Source organism: Streptomyces sp. NPDC006711 (genome assembly GCF_042869775.1).
GTDB lineage: Bacteria > Actinomycetota > Actinomycetes > Streptomycetales > Streptomycetaceae > Streptomyces.
Window position 1 is genome coordinate 145,611 of sequence record NZ_JBIAGO010000016.1, and the last position, 18,328, is coordinate 163,938.

Genomic DNA, 18,328 nt, shown 5'->3' on the forward strand with positions numbered 1-18,328 from the left:
GGCTCAGCCCTTGGTGGCACCCGCGGTCATGCCGGTGACGAGGTGTTTTTGCACCAGGTAGAAGATGGCGGAGACCGGGATCGCGATGAGGACGGCGGTGGCGGCCATGTAGTTCCACTGGGCGTCGTGCTGGCTGACGAAGCTCGAAAGACCCACCGCGAGCGTGTACTTGCTGTCGTCGAGCATGAACGTGGAGGCGAACGCCACCTCGCCCCACGCGGTGAGGCAGGTGTAGAAGGCGGCGACGGCCAGACCCGGCCGGGCCAGCGGCAGGATCAGCCGGAAGAACGTGCCGAACGGGGTCAGCCCGTCCACCCGGCCCGCCTCGTCGATCTCGACCGGGATGGTGTCGAAGTACCCCTTGAGCATCCACGCGCAGTACGGGACCGCGGTGGAGCAGTACACGAGGATCAGGCCGCCGTAGGTGTCGATGAGGCCCATGTCGCCGAGGATCTGGTACATCGGCACGATCAGTACGGCGATGGGGAACATCTGGGTGACCAGCAGCACCCACATCAGCTTCTTGTAGCCGGGAAAGCGCATCCGGGACACCGCGTAGCCGGTGGTCGCCGCGAACATCACGCCGATGACGCAGGTCAGGACGGCGACGAGGGCGGTGTTGCCGAGCCAGGTGAAGAACTTGGTGTGCTCGGTGACGAAGGCGTAGTTGGAGAAGGACAGCTTGGACCAGATGCGGCCCGGGTGCAGATAGTCGTCCTTGTCGGGCCCGAGCGAGACGAAGACCAGCCAGACGATCGGGAAGAGGGCGACCAGGCTGGCGAGGCTCAGCGCGAGGTGCGACAGGACGGCGGTGCGGCGCCGGCCGTGGTCGCGGGAGACGGCCTTGGTGGTCATGGGGGCATCAGACCTGTTCATTGCGGGCCAGCCAGCGACGGTAGAAGGAGGAGAAGACGATCAGGATGGAGAGCAGCAGCACGCCGTAGGTCGCCGACTGCGCGAAGTCGCGGGGCTGCTGTCCGAAGCCGAGCCGGTAGGCCCAGGTGACGAGGATCTGGGCGTCGGGGGCGCCGCCGTTGCCGAACAGCAGGAAGATGATCACGAACTGGTTGAACGTCCAGATGATGCCGAGCAGGACGACGGTGGCGCTGACCGGGCGAAGCCCCGGCAGGGTGACATGACGGAAGCGCTGCCAGAAGCTCGCGCCGTCCATCTCGGCGGCCTCGTACAGCTCGGCGGGGATCGTCTGGAGCCCGCCCAGCAGCGAGACCATCATGAAGGGCACGCCGACCCAGGTGTTGACGAGGATCGCGGCGAGCTGCTGGAAGTGCGGCTGCTCCAGCCACTGGGGCTGCGGCAGGTGCACCGCGCCGAGCACGGTGTTGACGATGCCGGAGTCGCTGAGCATCAGGCGCCAGGAGAAGACGGTGACGAAGGTGGGCACCGCCCAGGGCAGGATCAGCGTCATCCGGTAGAAGGTGCGTCCGCGCAGCTTCTGGTTGAGCAGCAGGGCCAGCGCGAGCCCGATGGTGTAGTGCAGGGTCACACAGGCGACGGTCCACACCACCGTCCAGAGGAAGTGCGACCAGAACCGGTCCCAGGAGGTCGGCCCCCACAGGATGTCGGCGTAGTTGTGCAGGCCGACGAATTCGTAGGTGCCCGGGATGTGGTTGGCGCCGATGGTGCGCGCCGAGTTGAGGCTGTTGGCGTCGGTGAGCGTGTAGTACACGCCCTGGACGAGCGGATAGAGCACCAGGACGCCGAGCACGACGACGATCGGCGCGACCATCGCGTACGCGTACCAGTGCTTCTGCCAGGAGCGCCGCAGGCGTTCCAGCGGTCCGCGGCGCGCCGTGGACGCGCTCGCGGGGGCCGCGCCATCGACGGCAACGGTCATCTCGACACCTTTTCCGGGGAGTTCGGCACACGTGCGTACCGCCGGGCCGCCCCGGTGGGGGAACGGCCCGGCGGCGGGGCTCACTTGGTGAAGCCGGGAACCAGCTTGGCCATGTCCTGCTCAAGGCTCTTGGTGGCGTCGGCGACGGACTCCTTGCCGTCGGCGACCTTGGGCAGGGTGGTGTCCATCGGGGTCCACAGCGAGCTGTACTCGGGCAGCTCGGGCCGGGGCTTGGCGGCGGGCAGCACGCCCTGGAAGCCGGCGATGCCCGGGTCGGCCTTGACCTGCGCGGTGTAGGCGTCGTCGCGGGTCGGCAGGGTGGAGTTCTTCAGGGCGATGGTCTCCTGGCTCTTGGCCGAGGTCATGAAGTTGACGAACTTCATGGCGGCGGCCGTGTGCGCCTTGTCGGAGCCGGCGTACACGGACAGGTTGTGGCCGCCGGTCGGGGCGCCCGCCGTGCCCGCGGAGCCGGCCGGGACGGTGGCGATGCCGAGGTTGGCCTTGTCCTTGAACGCGGAGCCCTTGTAGAAGTTGGTGATCTCCCACGGGCCCTGGATGATGGCGGCGACCTTGCCGTTGACGAAGGCGTCCTGGATGTGGGCGTACGCGTCGGCGGTGACGTCCGCCTTGTGCAGGCCGGGGCCGTCGAACAGGCCCTTCCAGGTGTCGAGCCCCTTGACCGCCGGGGCGCCGGCGATGGTGACCTTCTTGGCGGCGGCGTCGACGGTGTCGGTGCCCTCGCCGTACAGGAACGGCTGCGCGTAGTAGCCGGCGGTGGAGCCCCAGAACCCGTCGACGCCGGCCTTCTCCTTGACGAGCGCGGCGTCCGCCTTCAGCTCGTCCCAGGTGGCGGGGGCCTTGACGATGCCGGCCTGGGCGAACAGGGCCTTGTTGTAGACCAGGGCCAGGGTGTCGGTGACCAGCGGGACGCCGTAGGTCTTGCCCTCGAACTGGGCCTGCTTGATCAGGCTCGGCCGGAACTTGGCCTGGTCGGCCAGGGCCTCGGTGCCGTCCAGCGGCACGAAGTACCCCTTCTTGGCGAAGGCGGGCGTCCAGCCGACCTCGGCGCGCAGCACGTCCGGGGCGCCCTTGGCGCCGGCGGCGGTGTCGAACTTGTTCTGCGCCTGATCGAAGGGCACGTTGACGTACTTGACCTTGATCTTGGGGTTCGCCTTCTCGAACTCACCGACCAGCGCCTGGTACGTGGGGGCCTCGTTCGTGGCGTTCGAGGTGTCCCACCACGTGAGGGTGACGGGGCCGTCCGCCGAGCCGCCGTCACTGTCGCTGCCACCGCAGGCCGTCGCCGCGAGAGCGAGGGTCGCCGCGATCGCGGTGGCCGCTATGCCACGTCGCATGAGAACTCCTTCACTGGGTGCCGTCCATCACGGCGCCGGATCGCCAGGAACGTAACAAGGATGAAAGGCGACCGAAAGACCTTGCGAAGAATTTCTGCAAGCCCCCTCGATCGTTACATCAGCGTGTCCGCACGGTTGCCGTTGTGCGCCTTGTCAAAGCCGGTACGGCTGGTCCATGAGGGACCGGGCCGGACCTGCAAGGCTTCCGCAAGCCCTTGCAAGGCTGTTACTTTCGAGGAGCCGACGGCGTTGATCCCGGGGACGCGAGGACCGTCGCCGCAGGGCTTTCGAGAGGGACCAGACATGACGCAGGAGCTGACGACCCCCGCCGCCGTCCAGGAGCGCACCCGCCCGCGCACCGGCTGGTGGCGCGACGCGGTGATCTACCAGGTGTACGTGCGCTCCTTCGCGGACGGCGACGGCGACGGCGTCGGCGATCTGCCCGGCATCACGGCCCGGCTGCCGTACGTGAGGGAGCTGGGCGCCGACGCGGTCTGGCTCACCCCCTTCTACGCGTCCCCGCAGGCCGACGGCGGCTACGACGTGGCCGACTACCGCAGCGTGGACCCGCTCTTCGGCACCCTGTCCGACGCGGACGACCTGGTGCGCGAGGCCCACCGGCTCGGGCTTCGGGTCATCGTCGACGTCGTCCCCAACCACACCTCCGACCAGCACCCCTGGTTCCGGGAGGCCCTGGCCTGCGGCCCCGCGCGCGAGCGCTACCACTTCCGCCCCGGGCGGGGCGAGAGCGGTCAACTGCCTCCCAACGACTGGGAGTCGGTGTTCGGCGGACCGGCCTGGACGCGGGTCGCCGACGGCGCGTGGTACCTGCATCTGTTCGCCCCCGAACAGCCCGACCTGAACTGGGACCACCGCGAGGTGCGCGAGGAGTTCGACTCCGTGCTCCGCTTCTGGCTCGACCTCGGCGTCGACGGGTTCCGCGTGGACGTCGCCCACGGCATGGTCAAGGCGGCCGGGCTGCCCGACATCGGCGCGAAGGAGCAGGCCAAGCTCATCGGCAACCAGGTGCTCCCCTTCTTCGACCAGGACGGCGTCCACGAGATCCACCGGCACTGGCGCGAACTGCTCGACGGCTACGAGGGCGAGCGCGTCGCGGTCGCCGAGGCCTGGGCACCCTCGCCCGAGCGCCTGGCCCTGTACGTACGCCCCGACGAGCTGCACCAGGCCTTCAACTTCCAGTTCCTGACCTGCCCTTGGGACGCCGAGCGGATGCGCGCGACCGTCGACGCCTCGCTCGCCGCCACCGGCGCGGTCGGCGCCCCCACCACCTGGGTGCTCTCCAACCACGACGTCGTACGCCATGTGACCCGCTACGGCGGCGGCGGGCAGGGCCTGCGCCGGGCGCGCGCGGCGGCCCTCTTCACTCTGGCGCTGCCCGGCTCCGCCTATCTCTACCAGGGCGAGGAGCTGGGCCTTTTCGAGGTCACCGACCTGCCCGACGAGGTGCGCCAGGACCCCGCCTTCCACCGCGCGTCCGGCCAGGACGGCTTCCGTGACGGCTGCCGGGTGCCGATGCCGTGGACGGCGGACGGCCCCTCCCTCGGATTCGGCGCGGCCGCGCCCTGGCTGCCGCAGCCGGCGTCCTGGCGGGGGCTGTGCGTCGCCTCCCAGTCGGGCGACCCGCACTCGACCCTTGAGCTCTACCGCGCGGCCCTCGCCCTGCGCCGGGAACTGCCGGGACTCGGCGACGGCACGATGAGCTGGCTGCCCGCGCCCGACGGCGTGCTCGCCTTCGCGAGGCCCGGCTTCGTGTGCACCCTCAATACGGCGGACCACCCGGTCCAACTTCCGCTTCCCGGAAGGCCGTTGCTGACCAGCGCCGCCGTCGAGTTCGGCGCCGCGCACGCCTCGCTGCCGGCCGAATCCGCCGCCTGGTGGGCAATCTGACGTGGGACCGGTACAGTCCAATCCCGTGACCGCACGGCTCGCCGACATCGCAGCCCAGGCGGGGGTCAGCGAAGCCACAGTAAGCCGCGTGCTCAACGGCAAGCCCGGCGTGGCGGCGGGCACCCGCGAATCCGTTCTGGCCGCACTCGACGTGCTGGGCTACGAGCGGCCCGTACGACTGCGCCGGCGCAGCGCGGGGCTCGTCGGCCTGATAACGCCGGAGCTGGAGAACCCGATCTTCCCCGCCCTCGCGCAGGTCATCGGCCAGTCGCTGACCCGGCAGGGCTACACCCCGGTGCTCGCCACCCAGACCCCGGGCGGGTCCACCGAGGACGAGCTCACCGAGATGCTGGTGGACCGGGGCGTCTCCGGGATCATCTTCGTCTCGGGGCTGCACGCGGACACCACCGCCGACATGGAGCGCTACGAGCAGCTGCGCGCCCAGGGCGTCCCCTACGTCCTGGTGGACGGCTTCTCGCCGAAGGTGCAGGCGCCCTTCATCTCCCCCGACGACCGGGCCGCGATGCGGCTCGCGGTGACCCACCTCGCCGCGCTCGGGCACACCAGGATCGGCCTGGCCGTGGGACCCAAGCGCTTCGTGCCGGTCCTGCGCAAGATCGAGGGGTTCACGGCGGGGATGCAGGACCGGCTCGGCCTGAGCCTCGCCGACGCGGAGTCCTTGATCCAGCACTCGCTGTACACCCTGGAAGGCGGCCAGGCGGCCGCCGCCGCGCTCATCGCGCAGGGCTGCACGGCGGTGGTGTGCGCCAGCGACATGATGGCGCTCGGCGCGATCAGGGCGGCGCGCCAGGCGGGCCTCGATGTGCCCCGGGACATCTCGGTGGTCGGGTTCGACGACTCCCCGCTCATAGCGTTCACCGACCCGCCGCTGACCACGATCCGCAAGCCCGTGACCGCGATGGGTCAGGCCGCGGTCCGCGCGCTGCTCGAAGAGGTCGGGGGCACCCCCGCGCCGCACAGCGAATTCGTGTTCATGCCCGAGCTGGTGGTACGCGGTTCCACCTCGGGCGCGCGCCCTCCCCGCCCCTGACGCACCCGGGCAAAATCCTCATCCCGCAGGAGTAGCGGGTGCGGAGCGAACCCGACCGGAGGATGATCGGCGGAGGGTATGTGCATCTGGCAGACTCTCTCTCCATGGGTGACATGACCGTGAAAACTCTGGAAGGCCGGACGGCCGCTCCAACCAAGGGACCGCCGGCCTCACCCTCCACAGCCAACGAACCGGGGCGCAGCGGCTTTTCCGCCCGGGTCCGAAGTCTGCGCCGGCCGCGTCGGCCGCGCATCTGGTTCGAAGTCCTTCTGATCGCGGTGAGTTACTGGGTGTACTCGCTGATCCGCAACGCCGTGCCGGAGCAGAAGGCGAAGGCGCTCCGCAACGCCGACTGGATCTGGAGCGCCGAGCACCACCTGGGCATCGCGGTGGAACAGTCGGTCAACCACGCCGTGAACTCGGTGACATGGCTCGTCGTCGGCATGAACTACTACTACGCGACGCTGCACTTCATCATCACGATCAGTGTTCTCGTGTGGCTCTTCCGTAGTCACCCCGGCCGTTACGCGGCGTCACGGCTCGTCCTCTTCGCGACGACGGGCGTGGCCCTGGTCGGCTACTTCCTCACCCCTCTCGCGCCGCCCCGTCTGATGAACGGTGGCGGCTTCATCGACACGGTCCTTGTGCACCACACCTGGGGCTCAATGGCCTCCGGCGACCTGAAGAACATGTCGAACCAGTACGCGGCGATGCCGTCCATGCACATCGGGTGGTCGACCTGGTGCGGGCTGACGATCTTCGCGCTGGCGTCGGCGCCCTGGGCGAAGATCCTGGGTCTGCTGTATCCGATGGCCACGCTCGTGGTGATCGTCGCCACGGCGAACCACTTCTGGCTCGACGCGGTGGGGGGTCTGCTCTGCCTCACCTTCGGCGTCCTGGTCTCCCGCGCGTGGTACGGCTCCCTGCCGCACCGCCTGCCGCGTCGCGTCGGCCCCGGCCAGGGCGTCTCCGCCCGGCCGGCCCGGACATAGCCACACCGCGGCCCGTGCTGGGCTCCTCGCGCAGTTCCCCGCGCCCCTGGCGGGGCTTGTGCTGGCCCGCATCGGCACCCCTCAGCCTGCCTGGCGTTTCGCGACACGGGGTCTGGGCAGAGCCCCAGGAGCCCCGGCTGCGGACCGTGCGTGGCTGGTCGCGCAGTTCCCCGCGCCCCTGGCAGGGTCGGTGCTGGCCCATGTGCACATACCCAGCCCGTCCGGCGATTGAGGACGAGGCCGTTCAGGCCGAACGGGGTCTGGGGCGGAGCCCCAGGGACCTCGGCTGCGGACCATGGTCGCTCCTCGCGCAGTTCCCCGCGCCCCTGGCAGGGTCGGTGCTGGCCCACACCGGCAACCTCAGCCCGTCCGGCGATTGAGGGCGAGCGCCTTCAGCGCGAACGGGGTCTGGGGCGGAGCCCCAGGGACTCCGGCTGCCGACCGTGCGTGGCTGAGCGCGCAGTTCCCCGCGCCCCTGGCGGGGGCGGTGCTGGCCCGGGTGGGCATCCCGTCCGGGGTGGGGCGGAGCCCCAGGGGTTATAGGTGGGTGCCGTAGAACAGTTCCTCCACGATGCCCCGCGCCCTGCGGGTGAGGCGTCGGTAGTCCTCCAGCATGTCCCCGACATGCCCGGGCCCGTACCCGAGGTAACGACCCACCGCCGCCAGCTCCCGCCCGTCGGAGGGAAACGTGTCCCCGGCCCTGCCCCGCACCAGCATGACCCCGTTGCGCACCCGCGTCGCCAGCACCCACGCCTCGTCCAGTATCGACGCGGCCTCAGTGTCGATGAGCCCCGCCGCGTGGGCCGCGGCCAGGGCCGCACGGGTCCGGGTGGTCCGCAGCCCGGGCAGCTCCCACCCGTGCCGCATCTGGAGCAGCTGGACCGTCCACTCCACGTCCGAGAGGCCGCCACGCCCGAGCTTGGCGTGCAGCGTGGGGTCGGCGCCGCGCGGCATCCGCTCGGACTCCATGCGGGCCTTGAGACGGCGGATCTCACGCACCGCGTCGTCGCTCAGGCCCTCCATCGGATACCGCAGCGGGTCGATCAGGTCGATGAACCGGGCCCCGAGCTCCGCGTCGCCCGCCATCGCCTCCGCCCGCAACAGCGCCTGGCTCTCCCACCCCAGCGACCAGCGCCGGTAGTAGGCCTCGTACGACTTCAGGGTGCGTACCATCGGCCCCGACTTGCCCTCAGGGCGCAGATCCGCGTCGATCATCAACGGCGGGTCGGCGGCGGGCAGTTGGAGCAGCCGGCGCATCTCCGCGACGACCCGGTTGGCGGCCCGCGCGGCCTCCTGCTCGTCGACGCCCTCGCGGGGCTCGTGGACGAACAGGACGTCCGCGTCCGAGCCGTAACCCGCCTCGTGGCCGCCGAAGCGCCCCATGCCGATGACCGCGAACCGGGTCGGCAGCGTCTCGCCCCACTCGGCCCGCACCGCCGCGCGCAGGGCGCCCGCGAGCGTGGCCGCGTTCAGATCGGTGACCGCGCCGCCGACCCGGTCGACCAGCGCGCCCGGATCCTCCTCTGCGGGGCTGTCCTCGGTGCCGTACGAGCCGATGAGGTCGCCCGCCGTGGTGCGGAACAGTTCGCGCCTGCGTACCCCCCGGACCGCCGCGACCGCGCCCTCGGCGGTCTCGGCCCGGCCGACGGCGGCCATGATCTCCTGTTCGAGGTGGTCGCGGCCGCGCGGCACGAGCCCGTCGGGGTCGCCGAGGATGGCCACCGCCTCGGGGGCCCGCAGCAGCAGATCGGGGGCGAGCCGGCCGGCCGACAGGACCCGGGCCAGGTTCTCGGCCGCCGCGCCCTCGTCCCGCAGCAGCCGCAGGTACCAGGGGGTCTTGCCGAGCGCGTCGGAGACCTTGCGGAAGCCGAGCAGGCCCGCGTCAGGGTCGGCGGAGTCCGCGAACCAGCCCAACAGGACGGGCAGCAGGGTGCGTTGGATGGCGGCCTTGCGGCTCACGCCCGAACTCAGCGCCTCCAGGTGACGCAGGGCGGCGGACGGGTCGGCGTAACCGAGCGCTTCGAGGCGGTGCGCGGCCGCCCGGGGGCTGAGCCGGATCTCGCCCGGCGCGAGCTGGGCGACGGCGTCAAGAAGCGGGCGGTAGAACAGCTTCTCGTGCAGACGGCGCACCACCGATGCGTGCCGCTTCCACTCCTTGTTGAGGCTGGCGACGGGCTCGGTGCGCAGGCCGAGCGAGCGGCCGAGGCGGCGCAGGTCGGCCTCGTCCTCGGGGACCAGGTGGGTGCGGCGCAGCCGGTGGAGCTGGATGCGGTGCTCCATGGTCCGCAGGAAGCGGTACGCCTCGTCGAGCTGGGCGGCGTCCGCGCGGCCCACGTAGCCGCCGGCGGCGAGCGCCGCGAGCGCGTCCAGGGTGGTGCCGCTGTGCAGGGTGGCGTCGCTGCGTCCGTGCACCAACTGAAGGAGCTGGACGGCGAATTCGACGTCGCGCAGCCCGCCGGGGCCGAGCTTCAGCTCGCGCTCCACCTGGCCGGCGGGGATGTTCTCGATGACCCTGCGCCGCATCTTCTGTACGTCGGCGACGAAGTTGTCCCGCTCGGCGGCCTGCCACACCAGGGGGGCGACGGCCTCGACGTACTCCCGGCCGAGTTCGGGGTCGCCCGCGACCGGGCGGGCCTTGAGCAGCGCCTGGAACTCCCAGGTCTTGGCCCAGCGCTGGTAGTAGGCGAGGTGGCTGGAGAGGGTGCGTACGAGCGGGCCGTTGCGGCCCTCGGGGCGCAGGTTGGCGTCCACCGGCCAGATCACGCCCTCGACGGTGGTCTCCGAGCAGATCCGCATCAGGTGCGCGGCGAGGCGGGCGGCGGCCTGCATCGCCTTGCCCTCCTCGAAACCGGCGACGGGCTCGGCCACGAAGATCACGTCGACGTCGGAGACGTAGTTGAGCTCGTGCCCGCCGCACTTGCCCATCGCGATGACCGCGAGCCGGCACTGGGCGGCGTCGTCGGGCGCGGCGGTGGACGCGATGGTGAGCGCGGCGCGCAGGGTGGCGGTGGCGAGGTCGGCCAGTTCGGCGGCGGCCTCGGCCACGTCGGTGGTGCCGCACACGTCACGGGCCGCTATGGCCAGCAGGCAGCGCCGGTAGGCGACGCGCAGGCTGACGGGGTCGCCTGCCTCGGCCAGGCTCCGCTCGAACTCGGCGACGCCCGGGTGCAGGTCCTCGGCCTCGTAGGTGACCAGGGCGTGCCAGTCGTGCGGGTGGCGGGCGAGGTGGTCGCCCAGGGCCTCGGATGCGCCGAGCACGCCGAGCAGCCGGTCGCGCAGCGGCTTCGCGGTGACCAGGGTGTCCAGGAGCGCGCGGCGCTCGTCGTCGTCCTGCCCCGGCGCCTCCACGAGGCGGACCAGGCCGGCGAGGGCGAGGTCGGGGTCGGCGGTGGCGCCGAGTGCGTCCAGGAGGACGGGGTCGGTGCGTACGGGGGTGAGGCCGGGGGTTTCGAGCAGGCGCTCGGCGGCGGAGGGGTCGGTGAAGCCATGCCGCAGCAGTCGCGTGAAGGTACTGCTCCTGCGCCCCGGCGCCGGCACCGTCATGTGGCCGCCTCCCACGTCGTCCGTGGGTCGAGCCTATCCGGCGACCGGGGTCGGGGGGCGGGGTGGCCCCCGCGTGCCCCGAGGGGTCGCCCTTCGGGCGCGGGCCGTGCGGGGTTGCTCGCGCAGCGGGTCGGTGCGGGCCCGCACTGGCACCCTCAGCACGTGTCCGCGCCCTTGACGGGGCCGGTGCTGGCCCACCTGGACATACCCAGCCCGTCCGGCGATTGAGGACGAGCGCCTTCAGCGCGAACGGGGTCTGGGGCGGAGCCCCAAGAACCCCGGCTGCGGGCCGTGAGCGCTCCTCGCGCAGTTCCCCGCGCCCCTAACAGGGCTCCTGCTGAGGCATACCCAGCCCGTCCGGCGTTTGAGGACGAGGCCGTTCAGGCCGAACGGGGTCTGGGGCGGAGCCCCAGGGACCCCGGCTGCCGACCGTGCGTGGCTGAGCGCGCAGTTCCCCGCGCCCCTGGCAGGGCTCGTGCTGGGCCACCTGGACATACCCAGCCCGTCCGGCGTTTGAGGACGAGCGCCCTTCAGGCGCGAACGGGGTCTGGGGCGGAGCCCCAGGGACCCCGGCTGCCGACCGTGCGTGGCTGAGCGCGCAGTTCCCCGCGCCCCTGGCAGGGTCGATGCTGGCCCGCACCGGCAACCTCAGGCTGCCCCCGTAACCCTGGCGGGTTTGGTGGTGGCCCGCACAGCAACCTCAGCCTGCCCCCGCGGATCCGCGTGAGCGAGGACACACGATTTGCGTGGTCGCGTAAGTGAACCCCATTCTGGGACCTTTCGTCTTCCCGAGCGATCAGGTTCTGACCAGACCTGATCGAGCACGCACCCACGGCCGGCCCCGGCACCCCGTGCTCACGCACCAGTCCGGCCCAAGCCGCCCGTACCGAAAGACCACACCCATGGACCCCAGGCCGCCGCTGCGCTCCGCCCTGCTCTCCCGGCGCGGCGCCGTCGCCGGTTCCGCCCTCGTCGCCCTGCTCGTCTCGGGCGGCGTGTTCGCCGAACTGGCCATGTCCGACAGCGAAGGGCAGGCCGGGACGGGCGGCCACCCCGTGAACGCCGGCCCCGTCAGCGCCGGCCCCGCGGACGCCCGCCCCGCGTCCCCGCCGCCCGTGCGCCCGGACGGCGGCTCGGTGATGCAGATCATGGCCCACCCGGACGACGACCTGTTCTTCATGAACCCCGACACCGGCCAGTCCCTGCGCTCGGGCCGCCCCATGACGTCGGTCTACGTCACGGCGGGCGAGGCGGACGGCGTGAACTCGCCGCCCGTCAAGAAGGGCGAGCGCAGGCCCGCCGCCGACCGGGCCGCGTACGCCGAAGCCCGCCAGAACGGCATACGCGGCGCCTACGCGCAGATGGCCACCGGCGACCGGGCCGGCTCGTGGACGCGCCGCTCCATACCCACCGCCGGCGGTGGCACCGCCGAACTCGACACCCTCGACGCCCACCCCGGCATCCACCTGGTGTGGGTGCAGCTGCGCGAGGCCGAGACCATCCTCGGCAAGCAGCCGCACAGCCTGCGCGGCCTGTGGAACGGCCAGACCGGTGCGCTCGCCTCGCAGATCGCATCGGGCAGCCCGGCGCACGCCTTCACGTACACCAAGGACCAGGTCGTCAAGACCCTGGCCGGCCTGATGGAGCGCTTCCGCCCCACCCACGTACGCACCATGGACCCGACGCCCGGCCTCGACGGCAAGCCGGGGAAGATCATCGATCACCAGGACCACATCTACAGCGCCCGCTTCGCCCAGGCCGCGCTCCAGGAGTACGCCAGGTCCGCCAACCACCCGGACTTCAGCGTCCAGACCTACTTCGGCTACAACACCAGCCACCTGCCGCACACCTTCCCCAAGGCGGCCGCCGACGCCAAGGCCGCCGTCGTGGAGACGTACGCCTGGATGGACCCGGACGACAACTACTGTGCCAGCGCGGCCGGTTGCGGCGATCGCAAGGTCGCGCCCGACCCGCACGGCAACAACTGGGCCGAGTCCATCCGCTACAGCCGCACCAACTCCACCTCCTGGCTCACCTCCGGCGCCGACGGCAGCCTGTGGGCGTTCGGCGTGCTCAACCAGCGCCTCGCCGTCTGGCACAAGCCGCCCGGCGCGAACAGCACCTGGGACGCGCCCGGCCTGCTGCCCGGCGACGGCATGGACCCGGGCGTGAGCGCCACGCGCCTGGCGGACGGCCGCCTCGCGGTGTTCGGCACCCGTACGCTCCTCGGCGCCGAACCCGGCGGCTACCAGCGCGAGGCGGTCGCCACCGTGCAGCGGCCGGACGGCACGTTCGGGCCGTGGCGCTCCCTGGGGGCGCCCCGCACCAGCGGCGCGCCCGGCGCGGGCGGCACCGACGGCGTCTTCGACATGTCCACTCCCAGCGCGGCGGTGGACGGCACCGGAAAGCTCACCGTCTTCCTGCGCGGCGCCGACCGCAGGCTGCACTCGGCGACCCTGACCGGGGACGGCGACTGGACGCCGTGGACCTCGCTCGGCGGCGCCGCGCTGATCGGCGACCCGGTGGCGGCGACCGACGGCGCCGGACGCGTCCACGTCTTCTCCAGCACCCCCTCCTCCATGGCCACCTGGGTCCAGCGGGACCCGAGCGCCCCGATGCCCGCGCGCGCCGAGGACACCGGGCTCCCGCCCAACACGACGGGCCTGTCCGCCCACGCGGACGGCGCGGGCGTGCGGGTGTACTACCGCGCGGCTGACTCGGGCGACGTACGCAGCGTGCTGTTCACGGGCGCGCGCCCCGCCGCGCCCACCGGTCTCGGCGGCACCTCCGGCTACGGCATGGTCGGCGCGGCGGGCCCGCTCGTCGCGGGCCGCGCCGCCTCGGGCGCGCTCGCCACCGCCGAGCCGGGCACGGACGGCACGCGCTGGGCGGCGGACAGCGGCATCCTGTTCACCGGCGCCCCCTCGGCGGTAGCGGACGGCCGGGGCGCGGTGGCCGCCGCGATCGGCCTCGACGGACGCCTGTACTGGACCCGGGCGGCGGGCCCGGGCAGCCCCGCCGCTCCCTGGCAGCCCGCGTCGGACTGACCGCCGACTCCCTGCCTCAGCGCGCCAGGGTCTTCTCGCGCGCGACCGCCTCCGTGGGGGCGGCCGGCGGCGCGGGCACCTCGGTCCGGGCCGCGAACCGGCCCGGCAGGCGCGGCTCGACCAGCGGCCACAGCACCGCCCGCACCGGCCGGGTCGACAGCAGCGCCACCATCGCCACCACGGCCGCGCTCAGCACCAGCTGCCCCGGGAGCCCCGCCGCCCGTACGGTCCGGAAGAAGCCGTAGTGCTCGACGACCCGCAGCACGATCCCGTGCAGCAGATACGGGTAGAGGGTGACCGCGCCGAACGCCGTGAGCCACATCCGGCGCCCCGGCACCAGCGCGAAGAACGCCGCCACCAGGAGCGCGGTCACCGCGAACAGGGCCAGCCTGAGCAGCAGATACCGGACGAGCGAGACATGCAGGACGGTGTTGCCCGCGTCCGAGGACAGCCAGTCGTCACTGGGGTCGGGCGACAGCCAGTAGGCGAGCGCCAGGGCGCCGGCGACGACGGGCACCGCGAGCGCCCGGGCCGCGCGGGAGCGCAGGCGGGCGAAGTGCTCGGGGCGCAGCCGCAGCCCGAGGACGAACCACGGCAGGAACATCAGCACCCGCGAGAGCGCCATCTCCCCGCCGACCGCGGTCGTGCCCGCGCCGAGCGAGATCACGACGGCGAGGGCCAGCGGGTGCCGTACCGCGTGCCAGATGGGGGTGGTGATGCGCCACAGGAAGAGCGCGAGCAGGAACCAGCACAGAAAGGTGGGCGAGGTCGGGGTGATCGCGAGGTCCGTGCCACGCGTCCAGTGGTAGACGACGCTGTAGATGGTCTCGAAGACGAGGTAGGGCACGAGCACCCCGCCGAGCAGCCGCCGCACCTGGTCGGGCCGGGCGGTGAAGGTGCGCGAGAAGTAGCCGGAGAGCAGGATGAAGGCCGGCATGTGGAAGCAGTAGACGAGGTTGTGCAGGGCTCTGAGGCCCGGGGTGTGGGGGGTGATGATCTCCTCCCAGCTGTGACCGAGCGCGACCAGGACGATCAGCATGAACTTGGCGTTGTCGAAGAACGGACTGCGGGCAGGGGTTCGAGGGCCCCCAGGACCGGGGTGAGGGGTGGAGCTGGTCATTCAGCCCACCGTAGGGGGCCGGGCGCCCCGGACCGGGCAGCAACCGCGTCGGGCACCGTACGTTCCCGGGGTCTTCACCCGCTTCACCCTTCCGAGTTGACATGGACACCCCTAATCTCTGGGTGCCCGCTCCCCCTCACCCCGGAGGCAGCCGTGTCCGGCGACCCCACACCCCGGCGCACCCGCACCGCCCTCTTCAGCGCTCTCGGCCTCGCGGCCGCCTCGGCCGGCCTGTGGGCCGGTCTCGGCTCCGCGTCCGCCGCGGGGGCCTCGACGAGCGTCCCCACACCCGACCACGTGGTGGTCGCCGTCTTCGAGAACCACGCCTACGACCAGGTCATCGGCAGCTCGAACGCCCCGTACATCAACTCCCTCAAGTCCGGCGGTGCCAACCTGACGGCCTCGTACGCCGAGACCCACCCCAGCCAGCCGAACTACTACGCGCTGTTCTCCGGCTCCACGCAGGGCATCACCGACGACAGCTGTGTGACCCCCGGCTTCTCCTCCGCGCCCAATCTGGCGTCCGAACTGATCGCGAGCGGCAAGACCTGGGCGAGCTACAACGAGTCGCTGCCCAGCCAGGGCTCCACGACATGCGCCAGCGGCAAGTACGCCCAGAAGCACAACCCGTGGTTCGGCTTCTCCAACGTGCCGACCTCCTCGGCGTACACCTTCACCCAGTTCCCCACCGACTACAGCAAGCTCCCCCAGGTCTCGTTCGTCACGCCGAACCTGTGCGGCGACATGCACGACTGCTCGGTCTCCACCGGCGACACCTGGCTCAAGAACAACCTGGGCGCCTACGCGACCTGGGCCAAGACCCACAACAGCCTGCTCGTCATCACCTTCGACGAGGACAACAGGCTCGCCGGCAACAAGATCCCCACCGTCCTCTACGGCCAGCAGGTCGCCCCCGGTTCCTCGTCGTCGACGACGTACAACCACTACAACCTGCTGCGCACCATCGAGGACATGTACGGCACCGCGCACGCGGGTCAGGCTGCCAACTCCTCGGACATCACGGGGATCTGGACGAGCTGACGTGTACGTAGCGGACAGCCGCGGCACTCCCGCGGCTCCCGCCGGCGCCGCCCGGACGCGCTCCGGGCGGCGTACGGCCGTGGCCTCCACCGTGCTGGCGCTCGGCACGGTCAGCCTCATCACGGACATCTCGTCGGAGATGGTCACCGCGGTGCTCCCGCTGTACCTGGTCACCGGGCTCGGCCTGTCCCCGCTCGGCTTCGGGCTGCTCGACGGGGTGTACAACGGCTTCAGCGCGCTGGTCCGCCTGGTGGGCGGCCACCTCGCCGACCGGGGCGGACGCCACAAGTCGGTCGCGGTGCTCGGCTACGGGCTCTCGGCGCTGTGCAAACCCCTTCTGCTGGTGGCGGGTTCGCTCCCGGTGATCGGCGCGGTGCTCGCCGCCGACCGCACCGGCAAGGGGCTGCGCACCGCGCCGCGCGACGCGCTCATCTCGCTGGCGTCGGCGCCCGAGTCCAGGGGCCGCGCCTTCGGCGTGCACCGGGCGATGGACACGGCCGGAGCCCTGCTCGGCCCGCTGACCGCCTTTCTCATCCTGCGTCAGGCGGCGGACGGTTACGACGCGGTGTTCACGGTGAGCTTCTGCGTGGCGGCGCTCGGCATCCTGGTCCTGCTCCTCTTCGTCCCCGCGCGCACCCCGCTCACCACGCCGCCCGAGGACGCGCCACGCGGGGGCGGCGCACGCGCGGACGGCGCACGCGCGGACGGTGCAGGCGCGGGCGCGCCACCCCTGGATGCGCCACGCCTGGATACGCCACCTCCGGGCGACCCGCGCCCCTCCCTCAGGGGCGCCCTCGCTCTGCTGCGCATCCGCCCGGTCCGCCAACTCACGCTCGTCGCCTTCCTGTTGGGCCTCGCCACGGTCAGCGACTCCTTCGTCTACCTCCTGCTCCAGCGCCGCCTCGGCGTCCCCGACCGCTGGTTCGCGCTGCTTCCCATCGGCACGGCGGCCGCCTTCCTGCTCCTGGCAATCCCGCTGGGCCGGCTCGCCGACCGGCTGGGCCGACGGCAGGTCTTCCTCGGCGGCCACGCGGCCCTGCTCCTGGCGTACGTCCTGCTCCTGACCGGTGGCCACGGATCCGGCGGCCCCGTTCTCGCGTCGCTCACCCTGGCCCTGCACGGCGCCTTCTACGCGGCCACCGACGGCGTCCTGATGGCGGCGGCGGCCGGATCGGTCCCGGCCGCGCTGCGCTCCTCCGGGCTCGCGCTGATCCAGACCGGCCAGGCGCTGGCCCGCTTCGCCTGCTCGATCGCCTTCGGCGCGGCCTGGACGGCGTGGGGCGAGCGCCCCGCCCTCGGTACGGCCGCGGCGCTGCTCGCCGGGTGCGCCGCGCTCGCCGTCCCGCTGCTACGTCCCTCCAACTCCCCCGAGGCAGGCCGCACTTGACGCTCCGTAACAAGCTGCTCGTCCTGGTGGCGGCCCTCGCGGTCCTGGCGGCGGTCGCGGTCGCGTCCGTGCTGCACGCGGCGGGCCGCGAGGACCGCAAGAACCAGGCGCAGGCAGGCGGCCCGGCCGTCACCGCCGGTTCCGTGACGCTCAAGCCGGGCCCGACTCCTCTGATCGTGTTCCGCACCATGGCGTGGGGCCCGCACCGCGACGAGCTCGCCACCGTCGCGGCGAGCGACCCGGCGGGCCCGCGCACCGCCTCCGGCGTGAAGTGCCTGCGCTTCTTCGCGGCGGCCGGCACCGGCGTCTGCCTCCAGGCCGTGCGCGGCGCGATGACGGACTCCTACCGGGCGGTGGTGCTGGACGCCGGGCTCAAGGAGCGCGCGCACTACAGCCTCCCCGGCATCCCGACCCGGGCCAGGGTCTCGCCGAGCGGGCGCTGGGTGGCCTGGACGGTGTTCGTGGGCGGCGACTCGTACGCGGGCACCAACTTCTCCACGCGCACGGCGGTCCTCGACACCCGTACGGGCCGGCTCACCTCGTCCCTGGAGGACTTCACCGCGTACCTGGACGGCACGGAGCACCACGCCGCCGACACCAACTTCTGGGGCGTCACCTTCGCCGCCGACGACCGGAGCTTCTACGCGACGATGGCGACCGGCGGCCACACCTACCTCGTACGGGGCGACCTCGTGGCGCGTACGGTGACCTCCCTGCACGCAGGCGTCGAGTGCCCCTCGCTCTCGCCGGACGGCACCCGGATCGTCTACAAGAAGCGGGTCGCGGGCCTGCCGGCCGACGCCCCGTGGCGCCTGTACGCCCTGGACCTGGCGACGATGCGCGAGACGGCGCTCGCGGAGCGAAGGAGCGTGGACGACCAGGCGGTCTGGCAGGACGAGCACACCGTCGTCTACGCCCTGCCCGGCGACTACGGCACCGATCTGTACACGGTCCCTGCGGACGGCACCGGAAAGCCCGGCCGCCTGTTGACGGCGGGGCTCGCGCCGGCCTACCTCCGCTGAGCCCGCT

The 18,328-nt window shown here is 72.2% G+C and carries 12 protein-coding genes; 7 read left to right on the plus strand and 5 right to left on the minus strand.

All coding sequences use genetic code 11. The features are described from left to right. Nucleotides 1–3: 3 nt before the first annotated feature. The 3 genes from ACFYM2_RS27110 to ACFYM2_RS27120 form a co-directional block, all read right to left on the minus strand. Nucleotides 4–855 (minus strand): sugar ABC transporter permease, encoded by an 852-nt coding sequence (locus ACFYM2_RS27110; protein ID WP_388457844.1) that lies wholly within the window; start codon nucleotides 853–855, stop codon nucleotides 4–6. 7 nt (nucleotides 856–862) lie between these two features. Further along, nucleotides 863–1,855: a carbohydrate ABC transporter permease gene (locus ACFYM2_RS27115; protein ID WP_388839814.1), complete on the minus strand. Its 993-nt coding sequence runs from the start codon at nucleotides 1,853–1,855 to the stop codon at nucleotides 863–865. A gap of 80 nt (nucleotides 1,856–1,935) precedes the next feature. Further along, nucleotides 1,936–3,210 carry an extracellular solute-binding protein gene (locus ACFYM2_RS27120; protein WP_388457848.1) on the minus strand — a complete coding sequence of 425 codons (1,275 nt, stop codon included), beginning with the start codon at nucleotides 3,208–3,210 and terminating at the stop codon, nucleotides 1,936–1,938. A 303-nt stretch (nucleotides 3,211–3,513) separates the two neighbouring features. Between ACFYM2_RS27120 and ACFYM2_RS27125 the strand changes: the two genes are divergently transcribed. The 3 genes from ACFYM2_RS27125 (at nucleotide 3,514) to ACFYM2_RS27135 (ending at nucleotide 7,161) form a co-directional block, all read left to right on the plus strand. Continuing rightward, nucleotides 3,514–5,118, plus strand: coding sequence for a glycoside hydrolase family 13 protein (locus ACFYM2_RS27125; protein WP_388839817.1), 1,605 nt, complete (start codon nucleotides 3,514–3,516; stop codon nucleotides 5,116–5,118). A 25-nt stretch (nucleotides 5,119–5,143) separates the two neighbouring features. After that, nucleotides 5,144–6,169: a LacI family DNA-binding transcriptional regulator gene (locus ACFYM2_RS27130; RefSeq protein ID WP_359007088.1), complete on the plus strand. Its 1,026-nt coding sequence runs from the start codon at nucleotides 5,144–5,146 to the stop codon at nucleotides 6,167–6,169. Nucleotides 6,170–6,273: 104 nt separating this feature from the next. Then, nucleotides 6,274–7,161 (plus strand): phosphatase PAP2 family protein, encoded by an 888-nt coding sequence (locus ACFYM2_RS27135; RefSeq protein ID WP_359007091.1) that lies wholly within the window; start codon nucleotides 6,274–6,276, stop codon nucleotides 7,159–7,161. 537 nt (nucleotides 7,162–7,698) lie between these two features. On the opposite strand, the gene ACFYM2_RS27140 is transcribed toward ACFYM2_RS27135, so the two are convergent. Then, nucleotides 7,699–10,704, minus strand: coding sequence for a bifunctional [glutamine synthetase] adenylyltransferase/[glutamine synthetase]-adenylyl-L-tyrosine phosphorylase (locus ACFYM2_RS27140; protein WP_388839820.1), 3,006 nt, complete (start codon nucleotides 10,702–10,704; stop codon nucleotides 7,699–7,701). 902 nt (nucleotides 10,705–11,606) lie between these two features. Between ACFYM2_RS27140 and ACFYM2_RS27145 the strand changes: the two genes are divergently transcribed. Next, entirely contained in the window at nucleotides 11,607–13,751 is a 2,145-nt protein-coding gene (locus tag ACFYM2_RS27145; protein WP_388839823.1) for a PIG-L family deacetylase, read from the plus strand. Between the two features lie 16 nt (nucleotides 13,752–13,767). Here ACFYM2_RS27145 and ACFYM2_RS27150 read toward each other — a convergent pair whose 3' ends face one another. Then, on the minus strand, nucleotides 13,768–14,871 hold the full coding sequence (locus tag ACFYM2_RS27150; RefSeq protein ID WP_388457856.1) for an acyltransferase family protein: 1,104 nt from the start codon (nucleotides 14,869–14,871) through the stop codon (nucleotides 13,768–13,770). A gap of 153 nt (nucleotides 14,872–15,024) precedes the next feature. On the opposite strand from ACFYM2_RS27150, the gene ACFYM2_RS27155 reads away from it, so the two are divergent. Genes ACFYM2_RS27155 through ACFYM2_RS27165 form a run of 3 tightly spaced genes read left to right on the plus strand, consistent with a single transcriptional unit; the run spans nucleotide 15,025 to nucleotide 18,321 of the window. After that, a complete protein-coding gene (locus ACFYM2_RS27155; protein WP_359007540.1) occupies nucleotides 15,025–15,912 on the plus strand; it encodes an alkaline phosphatase family protein in 888 nt (295 codons plus the stop codon). Nucleotide 15,913: 1 nt separating this feature from the next. Next, the gene (locus tag ACFYM2_RS27160) at nucleotides 15,914–17,299 is read left to right on the plus strand and encodes an MFS transporter (protein WP_388839826.1); all 1,386 of its coding nucleotides are present in this window, start codon (nucleotides 15,914–15,916) and stop codon (nucleotides 17,297–17,299) included. After that, nucleotides 17,296–18,321, plus strand: a complete 1,026-nt coding sequence (locus ACFYM2_RS27165) for a TolB-like translocation protein (RefSeq protein WP_388839829.1) — start codon at nucleotides 17,296–17,298, stop codon at nucleotides 18,319–18,321. Before ACFYM2_RS27160 ends, ACFYM2_RS27165 begins: the two co-directional genes overlap by 4 nt. Nucleotides 18,322–18,328: the final 7 nt, after the last annotated feature.